Source organism: Cellulosimicrobium sp. E-16, from assembly GCF_049913115.1.
Classification (GTDB): Bacteria; Actinomycetota; Actinomycetes; order Actinomycetales; family Cellulomonadaceae; genus Cellulosimicrobium.
Map to the genome: position 1 here is coordinate 4,185,783 of NZ_CP183974.1, position 20,597 is coordinate 4,206,379.

17 protein-coding genes are annotated in these 20,597 nt (G+C 74.2%); 3 read left to right on the forward strand and 14 right to left on the reverse strand.

Translation table 11 applies throughout. The features are described 5' to 3' along the window. Nucleotides 1-37 precede the first annotated feature (37 nt). From ACN9MS_RS18435 to ACN9MS_RS18465, 7 genes are all read right to left on the reverse strand, one after another. On the reverse strand, nucleotides 38-2,188 hold the full coding sequence (locus ACN9MS_RS18435) for a fibronectin type III domain-containing protein (protein ID WP_426309841.1): 2,151 nt from the start codon (nucleotides 2,186-2,188) through the stop codon (nucleotides 38-40). Between the two features lie 230 nt (nucleotides 2,189-2,418). Then, nucleotides 2,419-4,104 carry a collagen-binding domain-containing protein gene (locus tag ACN9MS_RS18440; protein ID WP_426309842.1) on the reverse strand — a complete coding sequence of 562 codons (1,686 nt, stop codon included), beginning with the start codon at nucleotides 4,102-4,104 and terminating at the stop codon, nucleotides 2,419-2,421. Nucleotides 4,105-4,321: 217 nt separating this feature from the next. Beyond that, nucleotides 4,322-5,182 carry a PaaX family transcriptional regulator C-terminal domain-containing protein gene (locus ACN9MS_RS18445; protein WP_426309843.1) on the reverse strand — a complete coding sequence of 287 codons (861 nt, stop codon included), beginning with the start codon at nucleotides 5,180-5,182 and terminating at the stop codon, nucleotides 4,322-4,324. Continuing rightward, nucleotides 5,179-6,456 carry a kynureninase gene (locus ACN9MS_RS18450; RefSeq protein WP_426309844.1) on the reverse strand — a complete coding sequence of 426 codons (1,278 nt, stop codon included), beginning with the start codon at nucleotides 6,454-6,456 and terminating at the stop codon, nucleotides 5,179-5,181. Before ACN9MS_RS18450 ends, ACN9MS_RS18445 begins: the two co-directional genes overlap by 4 nt. Beyond that, on the reverse strand, nucleotides 6,453-7,481 hold the full coding sequence (locus tag ACN9MS_RS18455; protein ID WP_426309845.1) for an amidohydrolase family protein: 1,029 nt from the start codon (nucleotides 7,479-7,481) through the stop codon (nucleotides 6,453-6,455). Before ACN9MS_RS18455 ends, ACN9MS_RS18450 begins: the two co-directional genes overlap by 4 nt. Continuing rightward, the gene (locus ACN9MS_RS18460; RefSeq protein WP_426309846.1) at nucleotides 7,478-8,350 is read right to left on the reverse strand and encodes a tryptophan 2,3-dioxygenase; all 873 of its coding nucleotides are present in this window, start codon (nucleotides 8,348-8,350) and stop codon (nucleotides 7,478-7,480) included. The genes ACN9MS_RS18455 and ACN9MS_RS18460 overlap by 4 nt, the downstream gene beginning before the upstream one ends. A 65-nt stretch (nucleotides 8,351-8,415) precedes the next feature. Continuing rightward, the gene (locus ACN9MS_RS18465) at nucleotides 8,416-9,105 is read right to left on the reverse strand and encodes a histidine phosphatase family protein (RefSeq protein ID WP_426309847.1); all 690 of its coding nucleotides are present in this window, start codon (nucleotides 9,103-9,105) and stop codon (nucleotides 8,416-8,418) included. Nucleotides 9,106-9,194: 89 nt separating this feature from the next. Between ACN9MS_RS18465 and ACN9MS_RS18470 the strand changes: the two genes are divergently transcribed. Continuing rightward, entirely contained in the window at nucleotides 9,195-10,136 is a 942-nt protein-coding gene (locus ACN9MS_RS18470; RefSeq protein WP_426309848.1) for a ribonuclease Z, read from the forward strand. Between the two features lie 61 nt (nucleotides 10,137-10,197). On the opposite strand, the gene ACN9MS_RS18475 is transcribed toward ACN9MS_RS18470, so the two are convergent. After that, nucleotides 10,198-10,623 (reverse strand): ChaB family protein, encoded by a 426-nt coding sequence (locus tag ACN9MS_RS18475; protein WP_426309849.1) that lies wholly within the window; start codon nucleotides 10,621-10,623, stop codon nucleotides 10,198-10,200. Nucleotides 10,624-10,811: 188 nt separating this feature from the next. Here ACN9MS_RS18475 and ACN9MS_RS18480 point away from each other — a divergent pair, with 188 nt between their 5' ends. After that, nucleotides 10,812-11,411, forward strand: coding sequence for a hypothetical protein (locus ACN9MS_RS18480; protein WP_426309850.1), 600 nt, complete (start codon nucleotides 10,812-10,814; stop codon nucleotides 11,409-11,411). Nucleotides 11,412-11,503: 92 nt separating this feature from the next. Here the strand turns inward: ACN9MS_RS18480 and ACN9MS_RS18485 are convergent, their stop codons facing one another. From ACN9MS_RS18485 to mug, 6 genes are all read right to left on the reverse strand, one after another. Further along, nucleotides 11,504-12,289 carry a glycerophosphodiester phosphodiesterase gene (locus tag ACN9MS_RS18485; RefSeq protein WP_426309851.1) on the reverse strand — a complete coding sequence of 262 codons (786 nt, stop codon included), beginning with the start codon at nucleotides 12,287-12,289 and terminating at the stop codon, nucleotides 11,504-11,506. Beyond that, nucleotides 12,286-13,674, reverse strand: a complete 1,389-nt coding sequence (locus ACN9MS_RS18490; protein WP_426309852.1) for an ABC transporter substrate-binding protein — start codon at nucleotides 13,672-13,674, stop codon at nucleotides 12,286-12,288. The genes ACN9MS_RS18485 and ACN9MS_RS18490 overlap by 4 nt, the downstream gene beginning before the upstream one ends. Nucleotides 13,675-13,829: 155 nt before the next feature. Next, nucleotides 13,830-14,738, reverse strand: coding sequence for a carbohydrate ABC transporter permease (locus ACN9MS_RS18495; protein ID WP_426309853.1), 909 nt, complete (start codon nucleotides 14,736-14,738; stop codon nucleotides 13,830-13,832). Continuing rightward, the gene (locus tag ACN9MS_RS18500; protein ID WP_426311933.1) at nucleotides 14,735-15,619 is read right to left on the reverse strand and encodes a carbohydrate ABC transporter permease; all 885 of its coding nucleotides are present in this window, start codon (nucleotides 15,617-15,619) and stop codon (nucleotides 14,735-14,737) included. The genes ACN9MS_RS18495 and ACN9MS_RS18500 overlap by 4 nt, the downstream gene beginning before the upstream one ends. 462 nt (nucleotides 15,620-16,081) lie before the next feature. Next, nucleotides 16,082-18,259 carry a family 43 glycosylhydrolase gene (locus ACN9MS_RS18505; RefSeq protein WP_426309854.1) on the reverse strand — a complete coding sequence of 726 codons (2,178 nt, stop codon included), beginning with the start codon at nucleotides 18,257-18,259 and terminating at the stop codon, nucleotides 16,082-16,084. A gap of 177 nt (nucleotides 18,260-18,436) precedes the next feature. Beyond that, nucleotides 18,437-19,042, reverse strand: coding sequence for a G/U mismatch-specific DNA glycosylase (gene mug, locus ACN9MS_RS18510; RefSeq protein ID WP_426309855.1), 606 nt, complete (start codon nucleotides 19,040-19,042; stop codon nucleotides 18,437-18,439). Between the two features lie 179 nt (nucleotides 19,043-19,221). Between mug and ACN9MS_RS18515 the strand changes: the two genes are divergently transcribed. Next, the gene (locus ACN9MS_RS18515) at nucleotides 19,222-20,592 is read left to right on the forward strand and encodes an FAD-dependent monooxygenase (protein WP_426309856.1); all 1,371 of its coding nucleotides are present in this window, start codon (nucleotides 19,222-19,224) and stop codon (nucleotides 20,590-20,592) included. Nucleotides 20,593-20,597: the final 5 nt, after the last annotated feature.

Consider the following 20,597-nt stretch of genomic DNA (forward strand, 5'->3'; position numbering starts at 1 on the left):
ATGCGCTGGGGAACGACCCCGGGTTCGGCGGGGCGGCTCAGCCGCAGGCGACCGCCGGGTAGGCGGCGTCCTGCGCGGAGGAGGCTCCGCCGTCGGGCTGGGTGCCCGTCACCGTGACAGAGCCCGCCTCGGTGGCGACGGACCGCGTCGAGAACGACTGGTACGCGGCCTTGCCCGGCGCGACCGCCGCGAACGTGCGCGTGCCGAACGACGTCGCGAGCGTGACGTCGGCGGGCACGTCGCCGGTGTTCGTCGCGCGGACCGCGACGTAGGCCGTGCCCGAGAGGCAGCGCGCGCTGGTCTCGACCTCGAGCGCGGGTCCCGCCTCGTCCTCGCGCTGGAGCGTCACCTGGTCGACGACGCGCTGCGCCCCGGTCGCGTACGTGGTGACGGTCAGCGACGTGGGCGTGACGTCGAGGTCGGAGTAGCTCGCCTCGCGCGACTGCTCCCAGCGCGCGGTCCAGGGCTTGGCGCCGTCGAAGTCGTAGAACTTGGAGCCCGACGACGAGTTGCCCGTGAGGTAGAGGACCTGGTCCTCGTCGGGGGTGAGGACGTCGCCCTCGGCAGGCGCCGCGGCCGGGACGACGGGCGTCGTGCCCTCCATGAGGTACGAGCGCGTGTAGATGTGGTCGTGGCCCGCGAGCACGAGGTCGACGCCGAGGTCGCTGAAGACCGACGAGAGCGCGTCGCGCATCCGCACCACGTCGGTGTCGCGCGAGTGGAACGCCTGGCTGTAGAGCGAGTGGTGGAACGTCACGACGACCCAGTCGTACGCGTCGCCGTGGGTCCCGATCACGTCCCGCAGGAACGCCTCGTGGCCGGCGATCTCGGCCGGGTCGGAGTCGTTCGAGTCGATCGCGACGACGAGCACGTTGTTGTACGCGTACCAGTAGTCGCGGCGCTGCTCGGTCGAGAGGTTCGGCATCGCGTAGTGCTGGTCGTAGAGCGCGGACGCGGTGTCGTGGTTGCCGTCCTGGACGGCGAAGCGCAGCTCGCGCATCTGGCGCGGCGCGAGGAACCCGGTGTACTGCTGGGTGCTGCCCGCGTTCTCCACCTGGTCGCCCGCAGAGATGAGGAACGCCGTGTCGGGGTGCAGCGCCGTCATCGTGTCGAGGTTCGCGGCCCATCGCGTCGCGTCGTTCGCGGCGTTGCCGCTCGCCCCGATCTGCGCGTCGCCGATGAACAGCGCGCTGAACTCGTCGCCGAACGTGCCCGTGGTGAACGTCGTCGGCTCCGACCAGCCGGTCGCCGCGCTGCCGACGCGGTAGACGTAGGCCGAGTCCTCCTCGAGCCCGGCGATCGTCGCGTGGTGGTAGGTCGCGCCGTCCGCGGCCGTGCCGCTCCGGGACGACGACGTCGCGGCCGCCGGCCAGTCGACCTCGCCGCCCGCCTCGTCGGCGCGGGCCCACTGCACCTCGCCCGCACCCGGCAGCGTCGAGAACCAGGCGACGTTGGCCTGCGTCTCGTCCGCGCCGACGTTGAGGGCGACGTCGCGCACCTCACCGTGCGTCGGGACGAGCGAGCGGACGTCGAGGTAGATGTCCGAGCTCGTGGGCGCGTCCTGGTAGAGCGCGACGGAGATCGTGTTCTCACCCGGCTCGAACGCGTCGGACGGGACGACGAACGTGCCCGTCACCGGGTCCGTGCGCCCGTTGCCGTGGTACTGGAGGTTCTCCGTGATCTCGCGCCCGTCGTCGCCCAGGCGCACGACCTCCTCGCCGTTCACGTAGACGATCGCGGCGTCGTCGTAGACGATCTCGCCCTCGAACGCGGGGACGCCGTCGAGGTCCGCCGCGGTGAGCTCCACGTCGGTGCGGAAGAAGAACGTGGGGACGTCCGTCGTCGTGCCCTCGATGTACTGGGTGAGGAGCGTGGTGATCGGGAACGCGGCGCCGATCCCCGTCGCGGCGCCGCGCTTGGCGCCGAACGCGCCGGTCGCGGTCTTCCACGCGGAGTCGTCGAACGCGGTCGTCGTCCAGACGCGCTGGTCCGCCGAGGCGCCGGCCGGGTTCGTGTTGTCGTCGAGGTAGCGCCAGGTCGTGCCGGACGTCGAGAGCAGGGACTCGTCGGCGGCGGAGGTCGGGGTCGCGGTCGCGGCGACGAGCACCGTGCCGACGAGCGAGACGGCGAGCGCCGACGCCGCCGCGCGCGTCAGCGCGCCGGGCAGCCGGGAGGCGTGCAGGTTCATGGGTTCCTTCGCAGGTCAGGGGTCCGCGCGGCGACGACCGTCGGACCACCGTGGCGGCGTCGGACCCGTGGTGGGAAGCGCTGTCACCGTAGGGAGCCGGGATGGCGCGCACCCGTCCGCCCGGTGAACTCCCGACGGCGGTCAGGTGGCCGTCCCGGACGTGCCCGGAACACGACGACGCCGCGCTCCCGAAGGTCGGGGCGCGGCGTCGGGGAGTGCGAGGTCGCGGGTCAGGCGTCCTGGCGGCGGCGCAGGACGAGGAAGGTGGCCCCCAGCGCGACGAGCACGAGCGCCGCGAGCGCGACACCCCCGGCCTGCACGCCGGTCGTGGCCAGGCCGTCGGAACCGCCGTCGGCGGCGGGAGGCGTCGGAGCGTCCGGCGCGACGGGCGTGGTCGGGGTCGTGGGCTCGGTCGTGGTGGGTGTCGACGGCGTGGGCGCCGACTCGACCGGCGCGTCCGCCGTGTTGGTCAGCACCACCGCGACGTCCGCCGTCGTGCCGACCTCGACGCGCACGGTCCCGTCGCCACCCGGCTCGACGGCCGCGCCGTCCACCTGCCACGTCGGCTCGCCCCACTCGACGCCGTCCACGGCGGGGAAGCCCGGCTCGGACAGCACGACCTCGGTGCCGAGCGGGAGGTCGTCGACGGTCGCGGAACCGCCGACGGGCACGGTGAGCTCGCCCGTCGTCCCGTCGGCGTCGTACGCGACGGTGAAGGTCGTCCCGGCGGGCACGGTGGCGGCCGCGTCGCCCGCGACGCGCTTGGTGACCGTGAGGCTGCCGGTCTCCACGACGGGCTCGTTCACGCACGGGATCGAGCCGGCGAAGAGGTAGGCGTGCGCCTCGCCGCCGAGCAGCGTGAGGTTCCGCGCGACGACCTGGCCGTCGAGCGGGGCCGCCTCGACCGTGAGGTCCGCGTTCGGGGCGTACACCGACCCGTCCAGGCGCGTCCCGCCGGTGCCGAGCGTGACCCGGCCGTCGAGCCGCGACAGGTCCCACAGGACGTAGCGGGCCGCCGCGCCCTCGGCACCGAACACCGAGCCGCGCAGGTCGGTCGTCCCGGCGGGGACGGAGACGATCAGCGGGGCGTCGGCCGACGGGAGCACGCCGTCCGCGAACTGCACCGTGTAGGCGTTGGCGATCGTCGCGTAGTCGACGACGTTCGGCCGCCCGGGCTCGAGCGCCGAGAGGACGACGCGGTCGCCGGCGTCCTCGGCCACCGTGAGCACGTGGGCCGCCCCGCTCGGCACGAGGTCCGCGAGGCACTGGCGCACCTCGGCCGGCTCCGTGGCGCCCGCCTCGACGTACGCGGCGACGGAGTCGCGCTCGGTCGCCACGGTCGCGGCGCCGTCGGGCCACTTCTGGTTGGTCGCGTCGATCGACGGGGCCTCGTCGACCTCGGTGCGGTACCGCACCCAGTCGCCGCGCTGGTAGGTGTCGAACGCGGGGTCGTCACCGACCACCTTGAGGTAGCCCTCGAGCGCGGGCCCGCTCCCCGCCGGGACGCCCGCGTTGGTGATCTGCGCGAGACCCGAGGTGGGCGCGTACGACCCGACGAGCAGTCGGGTCGGGTCGCCGTCCACGGTCGGGATCGTGTAGTCCGCGGTCCCTGCCACCTGGTGGACGATCGCGTACGTGCCGCCCTCGGCGCGGACCGTCAGCTCGCCGCCGACGGCGACGGACCCCTCCGTCTCGTGGTTGTCGAGGCGGGCGTCCTCGCGGGCGTAGACGCTGAAGCCACCGGCCAGGTCGAACGGGTTGACCGCGTCGGCGGCTGCGGCGCTCGTCACGGGGACGACGAGGCCGGCACCCGCGAGGAGGCCGACGGCGAGGAGCGCGGCGGCCGGGCGTCGACGACGGACGCGGCGGGGGGTCGAGGGGAGCTGCTGTTCAGGTGTCAGGGTCGAGCGGGTCATCACTACCTGGATCTCGGTGTCGCGGGCGACGGGGTCAGACGACCCGTCCCGACCACCGTAGGCAGACCTGGACGGTCGTCCAGGTCTGAGTGCCGGGTGAAGTCACACCGGTGTGAGCAACCCCACCACCAGCGGTGGCCGATGCCTCCGCAAACGTCGGCGATGTCCGGATCGCGCAGCCGCGGTGGAGCACGGCACCCGGGCGTCCCTGCCCAGGTCAGCGTCCCGCGACGGCCCGGACGTGGTCCCGCGCGCCTGCCTCCAGGTCCGCCCGGAGCCCGTCGAACCGGGCGACGCTCGCCGTGCCGGGCCAGTCCGAGGGCAACGCCGACGGGGGCAGCCCCGGGTCCGCGTACGGGATCGGTCGCCAGTCGTCGACAGCGCGCACCCACCGGGCGAACGCGGCGCGCGGCGAGGCGTCCTCCGCGGCGGACGCGGCGCCGTCGGGCACCGTGCCCTGCCCGGCGCCGAAGGCCTCGTGCCGCGCGAGGAACGCGCGGTGCAGCGCCGCGATCCTGTCGAGGTCCCACCACCGCGCGGCGACGTCGGCGAACGCGCCCGCGACGCGCGGCCGCCCGGCGACGAACACCGTCGCCGCGCCGCGGACGTCGAGCGCGGCGAGGATCTCCTCGACCTCGTCCACCAGGTGCCCCGGCGCGATCCACAGGCCGTCCGCGACGGTCCCGGCACCGATCCAGGCGAGGTGCCGCCGGAGCTGGTGGCGCACGGCTCGCCGCTCCTCCGGCAGCGAGTACGACACGAGGCACCACGGGTCGTCCTCGCCCTGCTGCCGGTAGGCGAAGATCCGCCGGTCACCCTGCTCCAGCATCCGGCCCGCGCCGGGCGCGAGCCGGTAGCCGGCCCGGCCGTCGACGGTCTCCGGCGCGAGCAGCCTCTTGGCCTTCGCCCGCGAGACCGCGCCGCGCGCGCCGACGGGCGGGACGTCCAGCGCGCCCAGCAGCTCGACGAGGTCGGCCACGGCGACCGCGCCACCGAGGTCACGTACGTACAGCCCGACGACGGTGCGCAGCAGGGACGTCGTGCTCCCGGGCCGGGAGTCGAGGTCGTCGAGGATCACGCGGTGCCGCCCGCGCCCGTCGACGCGCCGGTGGTCGTCGGGGCGCCGGGCACCGCGAGCAGCGCGTCGCGCACCGCCTCGACGCCGACCCGCACCTCCTCGAAGCTCGTGGAGAGCGGGGACAGGCCGAGGCGCAGGCCGTCCGGGCGGCGGAAGTCGGGGATGACGCCGCGCTCCCACAGGAGCGGGAGCGTCGCCTCGAACGCGTCGTGGTCGACGGTGACGTGGCTCCCCCGCCGGTCCGGGTCGCGCGGCGACGCGTACCGCGCGCCGAGCGGGAGCAGGAGGTCGTCCACGAGCGCCGTCGCGTGCTCGGTGAGCGCAACAGACTTCGCGCGCACCGCCGCGATCCCCGCCTCGTCCACCAGGTCCAGCATGTCCTGCATCGCGAGCATCCCGACGATCGCGGGCGTGCCCGAGAGGAAGCGCCGGACGCCGTCGTGCGGCGCGTACGCCGGGCCCATCTCGAACGGCGCGGCGCTGCCCATCCACCCCTGGATCGGCTGGGTCAGCGCGCCCTGGAGGTCCGCGCGCACGTAGCCGAAGGCGGGCGCGCCCGGCCCGCCGTTGAGGTACTTGTACGTGCAGCCCGCCGCGAGGTCCACGCCCCACGCGTCCAGCTCGACCGGCAGCGCCCCGACGGAGTGGCACAGGTCCCACAGGACGAGCGCGCCCGCGTCGTGCGCGAGCGTCGTGATCGCGGCGGCGTCGCTCACGTACCCCGACCGGTACGCCACGTGGCTGAGCAGCACGAGCGCGGTGCGGTCGGAGAGGGCCTCCGCCACCTGCCCCGGGGTCACGCCGGCGTCGTGGTCGGGCGTGATCCACCGCAGCGTCGCGCCGTGCTCGCGCGCGACGCCCTCCAGCACGTAGCGGTCCGTCGGGAAGTTCCCGGCGTCGAGCACGATCTCGTCGCGACCCGCCACCTGCGGCGCCGAGAGCGCGGCGCGCACGAGCTTGTAGAGGATCACCGTCGTGGAGTCGCCGACGAACGTCTGCCCGGGCGCCGCGCCGAGCGTCACCGCGCCGATCCGGTCGCCGAGCGTCAGCGGGAGGTCGTACCACTCCTCGTCCCAGCCGCGGATGAGTCGCGCACCCCAGCGCTCGGTCGCGAACCGAGCCAGCCGCTCGGCCGACGCGCGCGTGGGCCGGCCGAGCGAGTTCCCGTCGAGGTACGCCGTCACCTCGTCCGACGAGACGAACGCGTCGCGGAACCGCGCGAGCGGGTCGGCGGCGTCGAGCGCGGCGGAACGGGCGGCGTGGTCCTCGGTCATGGTCGTCCTTCCGGCGGGGCGGGGTCGTGGGCAGTGTCGCGTGCGGTGTCGCGCTCGACGACGACGGCGCGCGCGAGCCACGTGGCGACGGCGTCGGGGTCGTCGAGGTCGGGCACCTCCCCGGGGACCCAGGTCGTGAGCGATGCGTCCGTGCTCGAGCGCTGCGTCCCGGGACGCAGCGCCCGGTCGGGAACGCCGCGCTCGGCCGCGGCGTCGCGCGTGAGGGCCGCGACCAGCGCGTGCGCGTCGAGACCCGCCGCCGCGAGCGCCCGCAGCTCGCGCGGGTTCACGCCGGGCGGCAGCGGCCCGTTGCCCAGGTCGGTGCCGTAGGCGACCGTCCCGCCGAGCGCGACGAAGCGCCGCACGTTGTCGATCGCGACGTCCTGCTCGGCCGTCGGGCTTCCCCACCCGTGGACGTCGAGGGTGCTCACCCAGCCCACACGACTCCGGTCCGTCCCGCCCGCTCCCGAGGGGCCGGCCATCGCGGCGAGGAGGTCGTCGGGCAGGCGCTCGGAGAACGGAGCGTGCGCGAGCCGGTCGACGCCCGCCTCGTACGCGCGGGCCGCCATGCCCCGCCCCTCGACGTGCGCGACGACGTCCCGGCCCCGCGCGTGGGCGTGGCCGACGAGCGCGGCGAGCGTGACGTCGTCGGGCACCGGACCGGCGCCGGAGTGCAGGGCGACCTTGACGAACGACGCCCCCGCGGCCACCTGGCGGTCGACGGCGGCGACAGCCGCCTCGGGCGAGCCGACCTCCTCGACCGATCCCGGCGGCGCCCACGACCGGTCCGACGGGTAGCCGCCCGGCGCGGTGAGGAACGCGCCCGCGAACGCGACCTCCGGGAAACCGGGGCGGCCGGGCCAGGTGCGCGCGACGTCGGGCACCCACCCGAGGTCGTGCACGACGGCGATCCCGCCGCGCCGCACCGCGACGGGGTCGACGAGCCCGAGGTGCACGTGCGCGTCGACGAACGGCGGGAGCCAGGTGCCGCCGTCGCCCGCGCGGCCGAGGTGCGGGATGCTCATGACCGCCCGATCTCGGTGCGCACGGCGAACAGCTCGGGGAAGAACGTGAGGTCGAGCGCCTTCTGGAGGAAGCCGACGCCGCTCGACCCGCCGGTCCCCCGCTTGGTGCCGATGATGCGCAGCACCGTCTTCATGTGGCGGAACCGCCAGAGCTGGAAGTTGTCCTCCAGGTCGACGAGCTCCTCGCACGTCTCGTACGCGGACCAGTACGTCCCCGGGTCGTCGTAGATGCGCCGGAAGACCTCGACGAGGTCGTCGTCGAGCGTGTGCGCGACGGTGACGTCGCGGTCGAGGACGCGCTGCGGGACGTCGTGCCCGTGCCGCGCGAGGTGGCGCAGGAACTCGTCGTAGACGCTCGGCTCGGCGAGCAGGCGCGCGAGCTCGGCGCGCGCGTCCGGCTCGGCGTCGAACACGTCGAGCATGCGCGCGTTCTTGTTGCCCAGCAGGAACTCGACCGCGCGGTACTGCCACGACTGGAAGCCCGACGCGTGCCCCAGGAAGCCGCGGAACTGCGCGTACTCGCTCGGCGTGAGCGTCGCGAGGACGGACCACTGCTCGGTGAGCGTGCGCTGCACGTGCTTGACGCGCGCGATGCGCTTGAGCGCGGCGCCCAGCTCGTCGGCGGCGAGGAGGTCGCGCGCGGAGAGCAGCTCGTGCAGCACGAGCTTGAGCCAGAGCTCCGTCGTCTGGTGCTGGACGATGAACAGCATCTCGTCGTGGTGCTCCGGGTCGCTCACGGGCTCCTGCGCCGCGAGCAGCGTGTCGAGGTGCAGGTACGACCCGTACGTCATCTGCTCGCGCAGGTCCGTGACGATGTCGGACTCGAGCGCGCGCTCGTTCGGCGCGGGCAGCGGTGCGTCGGCGGCCATCCCGCGAGCGTATGTCACGAACGTGACGACCGCCAGGTCCGTGTGATGCGCCCCAGCGGAAGCGGTCAGTCGTCCGCCGCGGCGCGGCGTCCCTCCTCGTCGACCGACTCGCCCGTCGGGTCCTCGGCGACGAGGTCGTCCAGCGCGGTCCCGCCCAGCGGCCCGTCGCTCAGGCCCACGAGCCGCCAGCCCGACGACGGGTCGCCCTCGACCTCGACGAGCCCGGTGTTCGCGAGCGGGGTCCGGGCGAGCAGGTCGAGGTCGACCCCCGCGGCGCGCGCGCACGCCCACGCGCGGATCGCCGCACCGTGCGACACGACGACGGCGGTCCGCCAGCCCGTGCGCGCGACGCTCGCGACGGCGTCGTCGTAGCGGGCGAGGAACTCGGTGCCGTCAGGACCGCCCGGCATCCGGCGGCCGGGCTCGCCACGGCCCCACGCGAAGACCGTCTCGAGGTAGGTCGCGTGGTCGTCGTGCTCGGCCGACATCTCCAGCGCGCCCGCGTCGACCTCCCGGAACCCGTCGAGCTCGACCGGGTCGTATCCGTGCCGCTCGGCCAGCGGCGAGGCCGTGAGGTGCGTGCGCACGAGCGTCGAGACCGCGACGCCGTCGACGACGCGGTCCGCGAGCGCGTCCGGGATCGCCGCGGCCTGCCGCGCGCCGAGCGCGGTGAGGCCCGGGCCGGGCAGGGCGGTGTCGAGCAGGCCGGCGACGTTGGACGGGGTCTGTCCGTGACGGACGAGGAGCAGGCGCATGGTTCTCCGGATCTCGGGGGGTCTCCTGCCACCCTACGAGCCACCCGACGAGCCGACCGACGAGCAGGGCGCCGTGGCAGGCTGGGGCCATGTCCCGCCGCGAGCTCGTCGTCCTCGGGACGGCCAGCATGGTCCCGACCCGGACGCGCAACCACAACGGCTACGTCCTGTTCTGGGACGACGAGGCGATCCTCTTCGACCCGGGCGAGGGCACGCAGCGGCAGATGACGTACGCGGGCGTGTCCGCGACCGACCTCACGCGCATCGCGATCACGCACCTGCACGGCGACCACAGCCTCGGCCTCGCGGGGGTCTCGCAGCGCATCAGCGGCGACGGGGTGCGGCACACGATCGGGGTGACGTACCCGGCGTCGGGCCAGCGGTGGGTCGAGCACCTGCTGGACGCGAGCGCCCACTTCCGACGCGGGCACCTGGAGCTCCAGCCGCTCACGACGGACGGCGTCGTCCCGCCCGTGGCCGGACGACCCGAGCCGGGTTTCACGCTGCGCGCCGAGCGGCTCGACCACACGCTCGAGGCCATGGGCTACCGCCTGGACGAGCCCGACGGCCGCTCGCTCGACCCCGCCCTGCTCGCGCGACACGGGCTGGCCGGGCCGGCGGTCGGCGAGCTGCAGCAGACCGGCGTCGTCACGGCTCCCGACGGCCGGACCGTCACCCTCGATGACGTGAGCAGGCCGCGCCCCGGGCAGTCGTTCGCGTTCGTCATGGACACGCGCCTCTGCGACGCCGTGCACCGGCTCGCGGACGGCGTCGACCTGCTCGTCATCGAGTCGACGTTCCTCGACCGTGACCGCGACCAGGCCGAGCGCTGGGGCCATCTCACGGCCCGGCAGGCCGCGAGCGTCGCCGCCGAGGCCGGCGTCCGGTCGCTCGTGCTCACGCACTTCTCGCAGCGGTACCCCGACGCGACGGAGTTCTGGCGCGAGGCGCGCGAGGTGTTCGACGGCGAGCTCACCGTCGCGCAGGACCTCGACCGCGTGCGCGTCCCCCACCGCCGTCGCCCCGTCTGATCCCCAGGCCGGACCACAGTTCTACCTCGCGAGATAGAACCGTGGTCGTGCACGACGGCGGTCAGTCGCCACGGGCGCGACGGGTCGCGCGGTCGTTGGCGCGCTGGATCGCCTCCACGAGCTCGTCCTTGGTCATGGTCGACCGGCCGTCGACGTCGAGGCGGCGCGCGACGTCGAGCAGGTGCTCCTTGGTCGCGTTCGCGTCGACGCCCCCGGCGGTGTCCGCGGTCGAGTCGAGCCCACCCTCTTCGGCCCGCTCGTCGGACGGGCCGGGCTCGTCCTTGGGCTCCCAGTGGTCGCCGATCTTCTCGTGCGTGTGCTTGAGCGCCGCGAACGCGACGCGACGCGCGCGCTCCTCGGAGCCGTACTGCTCCAATGCGGCGTCGTAGGCCTTGGCGAAGGTGCGCTGCGCCTTCTCGTCGGAGCGCTGCAGCGTGCTCGGGATCTCGGACTGCTTCGCGTCGCCGTCGCGCGTGATCTTCGGCACGGGTCACCTCCTGCTGCCGGACGGCGGTCGCCGCCTCCTCCGAGCGTCGCGCCGCGCGCGGGGGCTCGCGCGCCGAGCGGGGTCGCGTCGGTGACGGGCTGGAAGGCGGGACGGTGAGGAAGCCAGGCGTGCGCGGCCCCTGCGTCCGAGCGAGAGCGTGCCCGAGGCGCCGGACCTACGCTGCCGGGATGTCGAGCGTCCTGCGGTTCCGCGGCCGCATCGCGGGGTGGGGCACGGAGTCGGGGACGCGCGTCGTCGTCGGGTGCTGGGACGCGTCACCGTTCGGCGCGTTCGCCGACGTCATGGTCGAGCGCCCCGACGGCGAGCGGACCCTGCTCGCGCCGTCGCCGCTGGTCGCGGACCTCGTCGCGTCGACCTACCGCTTCGACCGGGTCGTCGTGACGCCGGTCGCCGTCTCGGCGTCGTCGTGGCACGTGGTCGCCGGACCGCTCGAGGCGCGGCTCGTCGTCGGGCCGCGGACGGTCCTGGGGCACGTGCTGCGCGCGGTGCCGCGCCGCGTCGCGACGTCGCGGCACCTGACCGCCCTCACCGACCCGGTCGCGCGCGTGCTGCTGCACGGTGTCCGGACGCGCGGCAGCGCCGGTCCGGGGCGTGTCGAGCACTACGGCGCGACCGACGTCCACGCGCTCGTCGCGACGGAGACGACCTGGGCGGGCGAGCCGCTCGGCGACCTGCGCGACGTCGACCCGCCCGTCCGCTTCGGTTTCGGGTCGACACCGCGCCGACCGAGCGTGACCGACGTCGTCACGACGATCGTCGCGCGCTGACGCGCCGTCGCACGACGACGAACCCGGGGTTCCTCCCCACCGAGCTTGTCGCGTGAGGAGGAACCCCGGGTTCGGCAGCGGGACGGATCCGCTCAGACCGGGCGGGCCGAGAGCCAGCCCGCGAGGCGGTCGGGGCGGTCGGTGATGATCGCGTCCACGCCGAGCTCGACGGCGGCGGCCCAGTGCTCCGGCTCGTTGAGCGTCCACACCGCGACCTCGAGGCCGGCCTCGTGCAGGCGCTCCACGAGCCCCGGGTCCTCGAGCAGGAGGAGGCCCATCGGGTTGCACGCCACGACGTCGAGCTCGGCGCACCTCTCGAGCACCTCGTCGTCGAGCGACGCGACGAGCAGCCCGCGGCGCAGGCCCGGGTCCGCCTCACGCAGCGCCGCGACGGTCTCGGGCCAGAAGCTATGCGCGACGACCCGGTCGGCGATGCCCGCGAACCGGATCGGCCCGGTGACGCGCCGCACCTGTTCGGGCGACCACGCGCCCTTGAGCTCGAGCAGCAGGTCCGTGCCCGGGCGTCGCACGAGGAGGTCGACCACCTCGGCGAACGTCGGCACGCGCTGGCCCCCGAACGCCGGGGAGAACCACGACCCGGCGTCGAGCGCCCGGATCGCCGCGCGGTCGAGCCGTGCGACCGTGCCGCTGCCGGACGTCGTCGCGTCCACGGTGTCGTCGTGGATGACCACGGGCTCGCCGTCGGCCGTGAGCTGCACGTCGATCTCGATGCTGTGCGCGCCGGCCCGCCACGCCGCCTCGAACGCGGCGAGCGTGTTCTGCGGCGCGACCGAGCTGTTGCCGCGGTGCGCGACGACGCGCGGGCGCGCGGACCGCCCCGACCCGGCGCCCGTGGGCGCGAGCGCGGTGGCCGTCACAGGTACGGCTCCACGTTCTCGGTGTACGCGGTCTCGATGCGCGGCGTGACGGACTCGAACGCGGTCGCCGGGTCGACGCCCTCGATGACGATCTGCTCGATCGCCTCGTTGAGCAGCGCGTCGGCGCCGGGGACGAACACGCGGACGTCGTCCTGGATGCGCGCCTTGTCGGCGAGCTGGTCGACGGCCGTGCGGAACTGCGGCGTCGTCTCGTAGATGGCCGTCATCGTGTCGGACTCGACGGCCGACGTGCGCACCGGCATGTAGCCCGTGTTCTGCGAGAAGTGCGCGGTGTTCTCGGTGTTCGTGAGGAACGCGAGGAACATCGCCGCGGCGAGCTGCTGCTCGGGCGACTTCGACGACGGGATCGCGAGGCCCGTGCCGCCGGTGGGGGTGCCGCCGCCGGCCGGGCCGTCGGGCAGGTAGGCCGTGCCGACCTCGAACGACGCCGCGTCGAGCGCGCCCTTGAGCGAGCCCGTCGAGCCGATGGTCGAGGCGACGAGGCCGGACGAGAAGTCGACCATCGCGTCGTCCGCGGAGAGCGTCGCGACGCCCTTCTCGTGGAACAGCTCGTGCAGGAACTGGCCGCCCGCGATCGACTCCTCGGAGTCGAGCGTGAGGTCGAACCCGTCGGAGTACGCGCCCCCCTGGCCCCAGATCATGTTCTCGAACCACCACGCGCCCCACGACGGCCCGGTGGACAGGCCGAACGTCGAGCCGCCGGCCGGGACGAGCGGCTTGAGGGACGCGTCCCAGGCCTCGAGCTCCTCCCACGTCTCGGGGCCGCGGTCGGGCAGGCCGGCCGCCGCCCACAGGTCCTTGTTGTAGTAGAACAGCGGCGTCGAGCGCGCGTAGGGCACGGCCCAGTGCTGGTCGTCGTACTCGTAGTCCGCGTAGAGCGCGGGCTGGAAGTCGGCGGCGTCGGCCTCGACGAACTCGAGCACGTCGTCGAGCGGCAGGATCTGGTCGTTGAGGTGGTAGCGGAACCACCACACGTCGGACGCGATGACGACGTCGGGCAGCTCGTCGGTCTGCGACGCGGCCTGGAAGCGCTGGGCCACCTCGTCGTAGTTGGCGCCGGCCGTGACGAGGTTGACCGTGATTCCGGACTCCTCCTCGAACCGGTCGATGAGCTCCTGCTCGATCTCCTGGGACGTGCCGGGGTGGTTGCTCCACCACGTGATCTCGGACGCGGGCTCGACGGCCGACCAGTCGACGGCCTCGGCCGCCGCGTCGTCGCCCGCGGTGCCGGCGCCGTCGGCCCCGGCCACGCTCGGGCCGGCGCACGCGGTGAGCGCGAGGGCGGTGACCGCCGTGACGGCGGTGGCGGCGGCGCGGGCCCGACGGCGGCGCGCGGGCCGGCCGGGTGCGGTGCGGTGGGACACAGGTGCTCCTTCAGGTCGTGCACCGGGTCTCGGTGCGCTTCGGGGAACCCGGACCGCTGCGGGCGGACCGGGGAGCTCGGCGGTGGGGGCAGGCACGCAGGTGCGCGGCCCGCCCGGGGTGGGCGCCGTCGTCGGGCACGACGGCGCGGGGCGGATTAGCCGGTGACGGCGCCGGCCGTGAGGCCCGCGACGAGACGGCGCTGGAGGACGAGGAAGACGACGAGGATCGGCAGGGTCACGACGACCGTCGCGGCGAGCAGCACGCCCCAGTTCGTCATGCCGTCGGTGTTCTGCAGCAGGGTGAGGCCGACGGGGAGGGTCATCTTGTCGGGGCGGTCGATGACGAGGAACGGCCACAGGTAGTCGTTCCACTCCGTCACGACGGACACGAGCGCGACGGCGGCGAGCGTCGGAGTGCTCATCGGCACGACGAACCGCCACAGCTTGCGCCAGTGCCCCGCGCCGTCGAGCTCGGCGGCCTCGAGGATCGAGCGCGGCAGCGTGAGGAAGTGCTGCCGGAACAGGAACGTCCCGAACGCGCTCGCCAGGCCCGGCACGAGGATGCCCTGGTAGGTGTTGAGCCAGCCGAGGCTCGCGACGAGCGTGTAGTTGGGGATGATCGTGATCTGCGGCGGGATCATGAGCGTCGCGATGACGAGGCCGAACACGACCTTCTTGAACGGGAAGTCGAGGAACACGAGCGCGTACGCGCACGTGAGGCCCAGCGCGACCTTGAGCCCCGCGCCCACGACCGTGATCCCGACGCTGTTCGCGAGCAGTCGCCCGAGCGGGATCGAGTCCGCCGCCTGCGCGTAGTTGTCGAGGTTGAGGCTGCCCGGGAGCCACTGGAGCGGGACGGTGTACAGCTCGGCGGGCGTCTTCATGCTCGCGAGCACCATCCACACCAGGGGCGCGCCGAGCACGACGGTCGCGAGGACCAGCGCGAGGTAGCCACCCGGCTGGAGGGCCCGGCGTCGGGCACGGGGAGCGCGCGGCGAGCGGGACGCGAGGGCGGCGGGCGTGGCGGGCGCCGTCTCGGGGCGGGCGGGCGCGACGGCGCTCATGCGTAGTGGACCTTCCGCTGGACGAACCGCATCTGCACCGCGGTCACCGCGAGCAGCACGAGGAAGAGGACCGTGGCGACCGCCGACGCGTACCCGGCGCGCCCGTTGACGAAGCTCTCCTCGTAGATCGAGTACATGAGCGTCGTCGTCGAGCCGAGCGGGCCGCCCTGCGTCATCGCCTTGATGATGTCGAAGGACTGGAGCGATGCGAGGAGCATCGTCACGACGAGGAAGAACGTCGTCGGGGTGAGCAGCGGCAGGATGATCGAGCGCAGCGTCCGCGCCGACGACGCGCCGTCGAGCGCGGCCGCGTCCCGGAGGTCCTGCGGCACCGACTGGAGGCCCGCCAGGTAGATGAGCGCGACGTACCCGAGGTTCTTCCACAGGTAGACCACGACGATCATCACGAGCGGCCACGGGCGCTGCGTGTACCACTGGGGCGACGCGACGCCGACCCACCCGAGCAGCTCCTGGACCAGCCCGTAGCGCGGGTCGAACATGAACAGCCACAGGATCCCGACCGCGAAGCCCGACAGCACGTAGGGCGCGAACGCGACGGTCCGTGCGACGCCGCGGCCGCGGAGCTTGCGGTTGAGCAGCAGCGCCAGACCCAGGCCGAGGACCATCGCGCCGCCGACCGTCGCGAGCGTGAACACGAGCGTCGTCGTGACGATGCGGCCCGTCGTCGGCGCGGTGAACCACTCGACGTAGTTGCCCAGCCCCACCTGGCGCGCGACCGGCGACCCGAGGTTCCACTGGAGCGTCGAGAGGTAGAAGCTCTGCACCAGCGGCCGGTAGACGAACACCAGCAGGAGCACGACGTTCGGCCCCGCGAGCAGCAGCGCCCACAGCAGGTTCCGCCGACGGCGTCGTGCGCCCAGGCGGCTGCGGTGCAGCGCCTGGACCTCACGGTCGGCGGGGCCCGACGGCGGACGGCCGGCAGGTGCGCCGGGGCCGTCGGGTCGTGCGGCAGCGGGGTCGGCCGCGGCGGCCGACGACGACGCGCGGGGCGCGCCGGAGGAACCCGGGGAGTCCGGGGTGAGGACGGTGGTCACAGCAAGGATCCGCTCGGACGAGGGACGTGGTCGTGGCCGGCGCTGCACCCGTCCCGCGGGTGGGCGGCCACGGCGAGCATAGGAACCTGGTGCGCCGGTTTGATCCGGGAATGTCCGAGTGCGGAGGGAGGCTTCGGGCAACGTTCACCACCCCGTGCCCGGCGTGCCATCTGACCCTGTGGAGCGGCCACGTCGTGGACACCCTGAGCCCTCGTCGACCTCGCCGCACGACGACGCCCACGGCGCCGCTCATCGGCCGAGCGGCGCCGCGGGCGTGGCTGGGGTGCGCTACGCGCAGGTGAGCGCGTCGTACGCGGCCGTCACCTCCGTCGTCGCGCCCGAGACGTCCGTGACGACGACGAGCGCCTCACCGGCGTCGAGGGCGCCACGGGCCTTGAACGACTGGTAGGCGTTCTTGCCCGGGTCGACCTGGGCGAACGACCGCTCGCCGTGCACGGTCCGCAGGGCGATCGCGACGGTCTCGTCGCCGTCGTTCGTCGCACGGACGGCGAGGTACGGGGTGCCGCCGAGGCAGCGGGGCTGCGCGGTGACGGTGACCTGCGGGTCGACGGGCGGTACCTCGGCCGGGAAGACGTCGAGCGCGTCGAGCTCGGTGTACCAGGTGAGCTTGGTCAGGGCGACGGTGTTCCAGCCCTGCTGGAGCTCGACCTCGTGCGTGACCGACTGCCAGTTGCCCCACGTGGTGTGCGGGAACGTGACGACGCCCGCGTCCGCGCCGTTCACCGTGACGGTGCTCGTCGAGGCGAGCGTGTAGCCGCCCCGCTCGGAGCCGTTCGCGAACCGGACCCCGAGCGTGTACGGGCCCGCCTCGTCGGCGTGGACCTGGAGCGCGACGGAGCTGTCGAGGAAGTCGAGCCCGCCGACCTTCTGGCCGCCCGACGCCCCCGCGGCATTCCCGACGGAACCGCGCGTGATGACGCCGTCCTCGAACTCGTACCGCGTCGCGTCGGACGGGATGACGGGCGGGGCCGACGGGCGCGGGTCGCGCGTCGCCGGGTAGACGTCGAACGCGTCGAGCTCGGTGAAGAACGTCGCGCGGGTCAGGGTGATCGTGTTCGTGCCCTCGACGAGATCCACGAGGTGCTCGGACGTCTGCCAGTTGCCCCACGTGGTGTGCGGGAAGACGACGGTCTTCGCGACCTCGCCGTTGACGGCCAGCGTCCCGGTCGACGGCACGCGCGTCGAGCCGTCGAACGACCCGTTGGCGAACCGGATGCCCAGCAGTGCCGGGCCGGCCTCGTCGGCGTGCACCTCGACCGTCACGGACGAGTCGGCGAAGTCCAGGCCGCCGACCTTCGCCCCGCCCGACGCCCCGCCGTCGGCCACGACGCGCGCGTTCGCGACGACGCCGTCCTCGGCCTGGTAGCGGTCGGACGCCTGCGGGACGAACGGGACGCCGTCGGCGGTCCACTCGAGGTCCGCGACGTACATCGCGCGGTACGTGAACGCCTCGTTCCAGCCGTGGAAGACGATCGCGTCGCTCCCGTCGGGGGCGGTGACGACGTCCTGCCCGCCCGGGCCGCGCACGTCGCCCTGGAAGCGGTCGCTCGTGAGCAGCTCGGTCGTCGCCTTGGTCCACGGGCCCGCAAGGCTCGACGCCGTCGCGTACGAGGTGCGGTAGCCGCCCCCACCGAAGTCGTTCGCCGAGTAGAAGAGGTAGTACGTGCCGTCGCGCTCGAGGAGCGTCGGGCCCTCGACGACGCGGCCCTCGTAGGGCTTGTCGACGCGGATGAGCTCGACGGGCGGACCGGTGAGCGTCGCGCCGTCGGGCGAGAGCGGCTGGGCGAAGATGATCGCCGTCTTGCCCGTGCAGCAGTTCCCGTCGGCCTTCCACAGCAGGTAGAGCTGGTCGCCGTCGACGAACGTCGCGGCGTCGATCGCACCGCCGAGGTCCTCCGTGCCGGCCTCGCCGTTGGGGCAGACGATCGGGTCGTCGCCGACGGGGACGAACGGGCCGTCCGGGGTGTCGGACAGCGCGACGCCGAGGCACTGGCGCGGCGACGTCGCGTCGCGCGCCGTGTAGTACAGGGCGTAGCCGCCCTCGACCGCAGAGACCTCCGGGGCCCACACGCAGCGGTCGGTCGCGCCGCCCGGCGCGAAGGTGCACGACTCGCTGACCCAGGCGCCCAGGTCGGGCGCGACGTCGGTCGGCGCGCTCCACGTGACGAGGTCCGTCGACGTGCGGTGCTGCACGTTCTGGCCCTGATGGTTTGTCGCGTAGGCGTGGTAGACGCCGTCGACGAGGAGGATGTCGGGGTCGGGGAAGTTGGCGTCGACGACCGGGGAGATCGTCGGCTCGGCCGCGGCGGTTGCCGCGGCCGGCACGCTCGCCGGGGCCGGCGCCGCCGTGGCGGTAGCCGCGCTCGACACCGCCAGCCCGAGCGCGACCAGCGCACTCGTGACAGCGGTAGCACGCGAGCGCGCGCGGGACAGGGGGAACTTCATGGGGTGTCCTCTCGACGGTGAGGGGGCAAGAACCCGGGACGGCGGCGACCTCGGGGCTTCGAGTGTCCCGGGTGATTTCACACAAGTCAACAACTTCTCGCAAGAGTCAACAATCGTGACGGCGCCGCCCTGCGCGCGCGAGCGTGACGAGGTGTCGGCCCGACGTCGTCGGCGGCGCTACGCCCGACGACGGTCGGGCAGCCCCGCGGCGACGCGCAGCCCCGCGTACGCGGCGCCGAGCGTCGCGACCGTGTGGTGCGCGTTGAGCCCGCTCGGGTTGGGCAGCAGCCAGGCGCGCGCCGGTCCGATGCGCCGCTCGAGCGAGCCTGCCCCGGCGCGACGGTCGGCGAACGCCGTGCGGTACGCGCCGAGACCGAGCACCGCGACCCAGCGCGGGCGGTACGCCTCCGCCGTCTCCACGAGGCGCCGTCCGCCGTCGGCGATCTCCTCCGGCGTCAGCTCGTCGGCCCGCGCGGTCGCACGTCGCACGACGTTCGTCGTGCCGAGCCCCGCGGCGAGGAACGCCTCGCGCTCCCACGGCCCGAGCACGCGGTCAGTGAAGCCCGCCTCGTGCATCGCCTTCCAGTACCGCGTGCCCGGGTTGGCGAACGGCAGCCCGACCGCCGCCGAGTACAGCCCGGGGTTGATCCCGCAGAACAGGACGTCGAGGTCCGGCCGCAGCCAGTCCTCGATCTCCCGATCGCGCGCGGCGGCGAGGTCGTCGGCGGTCGGACGCGGGTAGGGCGGGAGGCTCGGGCGGGCGGAGGGCGGGTCGGTCGGCACGCGACCATCGTCGCGGCCCGGGCGCGCCGTCCGCACGTCCGAGCTCCGGGGAGTCGGGCTCCGGGGCCCGCGTTCGGGAGCCGCCTCGGGGGTTCCGGTTTCCGGCGACTCCCCCCGCTCGGGGGAGGCCTCGCTGTCCGGCCAGCCGGTAGCGTCGGCGTCATGACCACAGGCGTGCGATGAGTGCGACGCGGGCCGTCGTCGTCGGCGGCGGGATCGGAGGGCTCGCGTCGGGCGTCGCGCTCGCGCGGGCCGGGTGGGACGTCACAGTGCTGGAGCGCGCGCCCTCGCTCGAACCCGTCGGCGCGGGGATCGCCGTCGCTCCCAACGCGGTGCGCGCGCTCGGCGCGCTCGGGCTCGGCGACCGGCTGCGCAACCTCTCGGCGCTCCAGGGCGAAGTCGGACTGCGCCGCCCCGACGGCCGCTGGCTCGTCCGCGGGAACGCGACCGCCGCGAGCGAGCGGTTCGGCGACCAGACCCTCGTGCTCCACCGTGCCCAGCTCGTCGACATGCTCGCCGAAGCCCTGCCCGACGGCGCGCTCCGACTGGGCGCCGACGCCACCGTCGTGGACCCCGGCGACGCGGGGCGGCCCGCTCGCGTGCGGGTGCGCACCGACGTCGGACCGGAGGCCGGAGGGTCACGGGCCGTGTCTCGCGTCGAAGCGTCGTCAGCCGACGGCGACCTGTCGCCGGTGGGGGAACCCTCGTTGGACGGCACGCCCGGAGGCTCCGAGGAGATCGAGGCAGCGCTCGTCGTCGCGGCGGACGGCATCGACTCGCCGACCCGGAGACGCTGGTGGCCGGACGCGCCCGCGCCCGTCTCGGGCGGTTCGACCGCGTGGCGGCTCGTCGCGGACGCGCCGCCCGGCGAGCTCGTCGGGGGCGAGACCTGGGGCCGGGGGATCGTCGTCGGGATCGTGCCGCTCGCCGACGGCCGCGTGTATTCCTACGTGTCCGTCGCCGACGCCGCAGGGGTACCCGCGTCGTTCGACGAGCTGCGCGAGCGGCTCGCCGACTGGCACGCGCCGATCCCTGACCTGCTCGCGTCCGTCGACGCCGACCACGTGCTGCGGCACGAGCTCCGGCAGCTCCCCGTTCCCCCGGCGTCGCTCGTGAGCGGTCGCGTCGCTCTCGTCGGCGACGCGGCCCACGCGATGCTGCCGAACGTCGGGCAGGGCGGGTGCCAGGCGCTCGAGGACGCCGTCGTGCTCGGGGTGCGCATGACTGACGTCGCCGACGCCCGGACAGCCGCGGCCTCCAGCGCGAGCGGCGCTTCGGACGGTGGTGCGAATCTCGCCACCGTGCCGGCACTCCTTCGCCGGTGGTCGGACGAGCGCCGGCCGCGCGTCGTGAAGGTGATGAGGATGTCGGCACAGATGGCCGGGATGTCGCGCGTCGTCTCGCCTGTCGTCACGACGGCCCGCGACCTCGGCGCTCGCATTGCCGGACCGTGGAGCGCGGCGTTGGGTGCGTGGGCACTTCGCGGCGTGCTCGGCTGGCGGCCACCGGAACCTGGCACGGTTGCCACCACGTTCGACGACGACGCTTGAACGCG

Excerpts from the sequence above, each read along its gene's own strand:
- ACN9MS_RS18455 (WP_426309845.1), bottom strand. The coding sequence starts at position 7,481 with ATGAGCATCCCGCACCTCGGCCGCGCGGGCGACGGCGGCACCTGGCTC.
- ACN9MS_RS18450 (WP_426309844.1), bottom strand. The coding sequence starts at position 6,456 with ATGACCGAGGACCACGCCGCCCGTTCCGCCGCGCTCGACGCCGCCGAC.
- ACN9MS_RS18505 (WP_426309854.1), bottom strand. The coding sequence starts at position 18,259 with ATGAAGTTCCCCCTGTCCCGCGCGCGCTCGCGTGCTACCGCTGTCACG.
- ACN9MS_RS18435 (WP_426309841.1), bottom strand. The coding sequence starts at position 2,188 with ATGAACCTGCACGCCTCCCGGCTGCCCGGCGCGCTGACGCGCGCGGCG.
- ACN9MS_RS18495 (WP_426309853.1), bottom strand. The coding sequence starts at position 14,738 with ATGAGCGCCGTCGCGCCCGCCCGCCCCGAGACGGCGCCCGCCACGCCC.
- ACN9MS_RS18470 (WP_426309848.1), top strand. The coding sequence starts at position 9,195 with ATGTCCCGCCGCGAGCTCGTCGTCCTCGGGACGGCCAGCATGGTCCCG.
- ACN9MS_RS18440 (WP_426309842.1), bottom strand. The coding sequence starts at position 4,104 with ATGACCCGCTCGACCCTGACACCTGAACAGCAGCTCCCCTCGACCCCC.
- ACN9MS_RS18465 (WP_426309847.1), bottom strand. The coding sequence starts at position 9,105 with ATGCGCCTGCTCCTCGTCCGTCACGGACAGACCCCGTCCAACGTCGCC.
- ACN9MS_RS18460 (WP_426309846.1), bottom strand. The coding sequence starts at position 8,350 with ATGGCCGCCGACGCACCGCTGCCCGCGCCGAACGAGCGCGCGCTCGAG.
- ACN9MS_RS18480 (WP_426309850.1), top strand. The coding sequence starts at position 10,812 with ATGTCGAGCGTCCTGCGGTTCCGCGGCCGCATCGCGGGGTGGGGCACG.
- ACN9MS_RS18515 (WP_426309856.1), top strand. The coding sequence starts at position 19,222 with ATGAGTGCGACGCGGGCCGTCGTCGTCGGCGGCGGGATCGGAGGGCTC.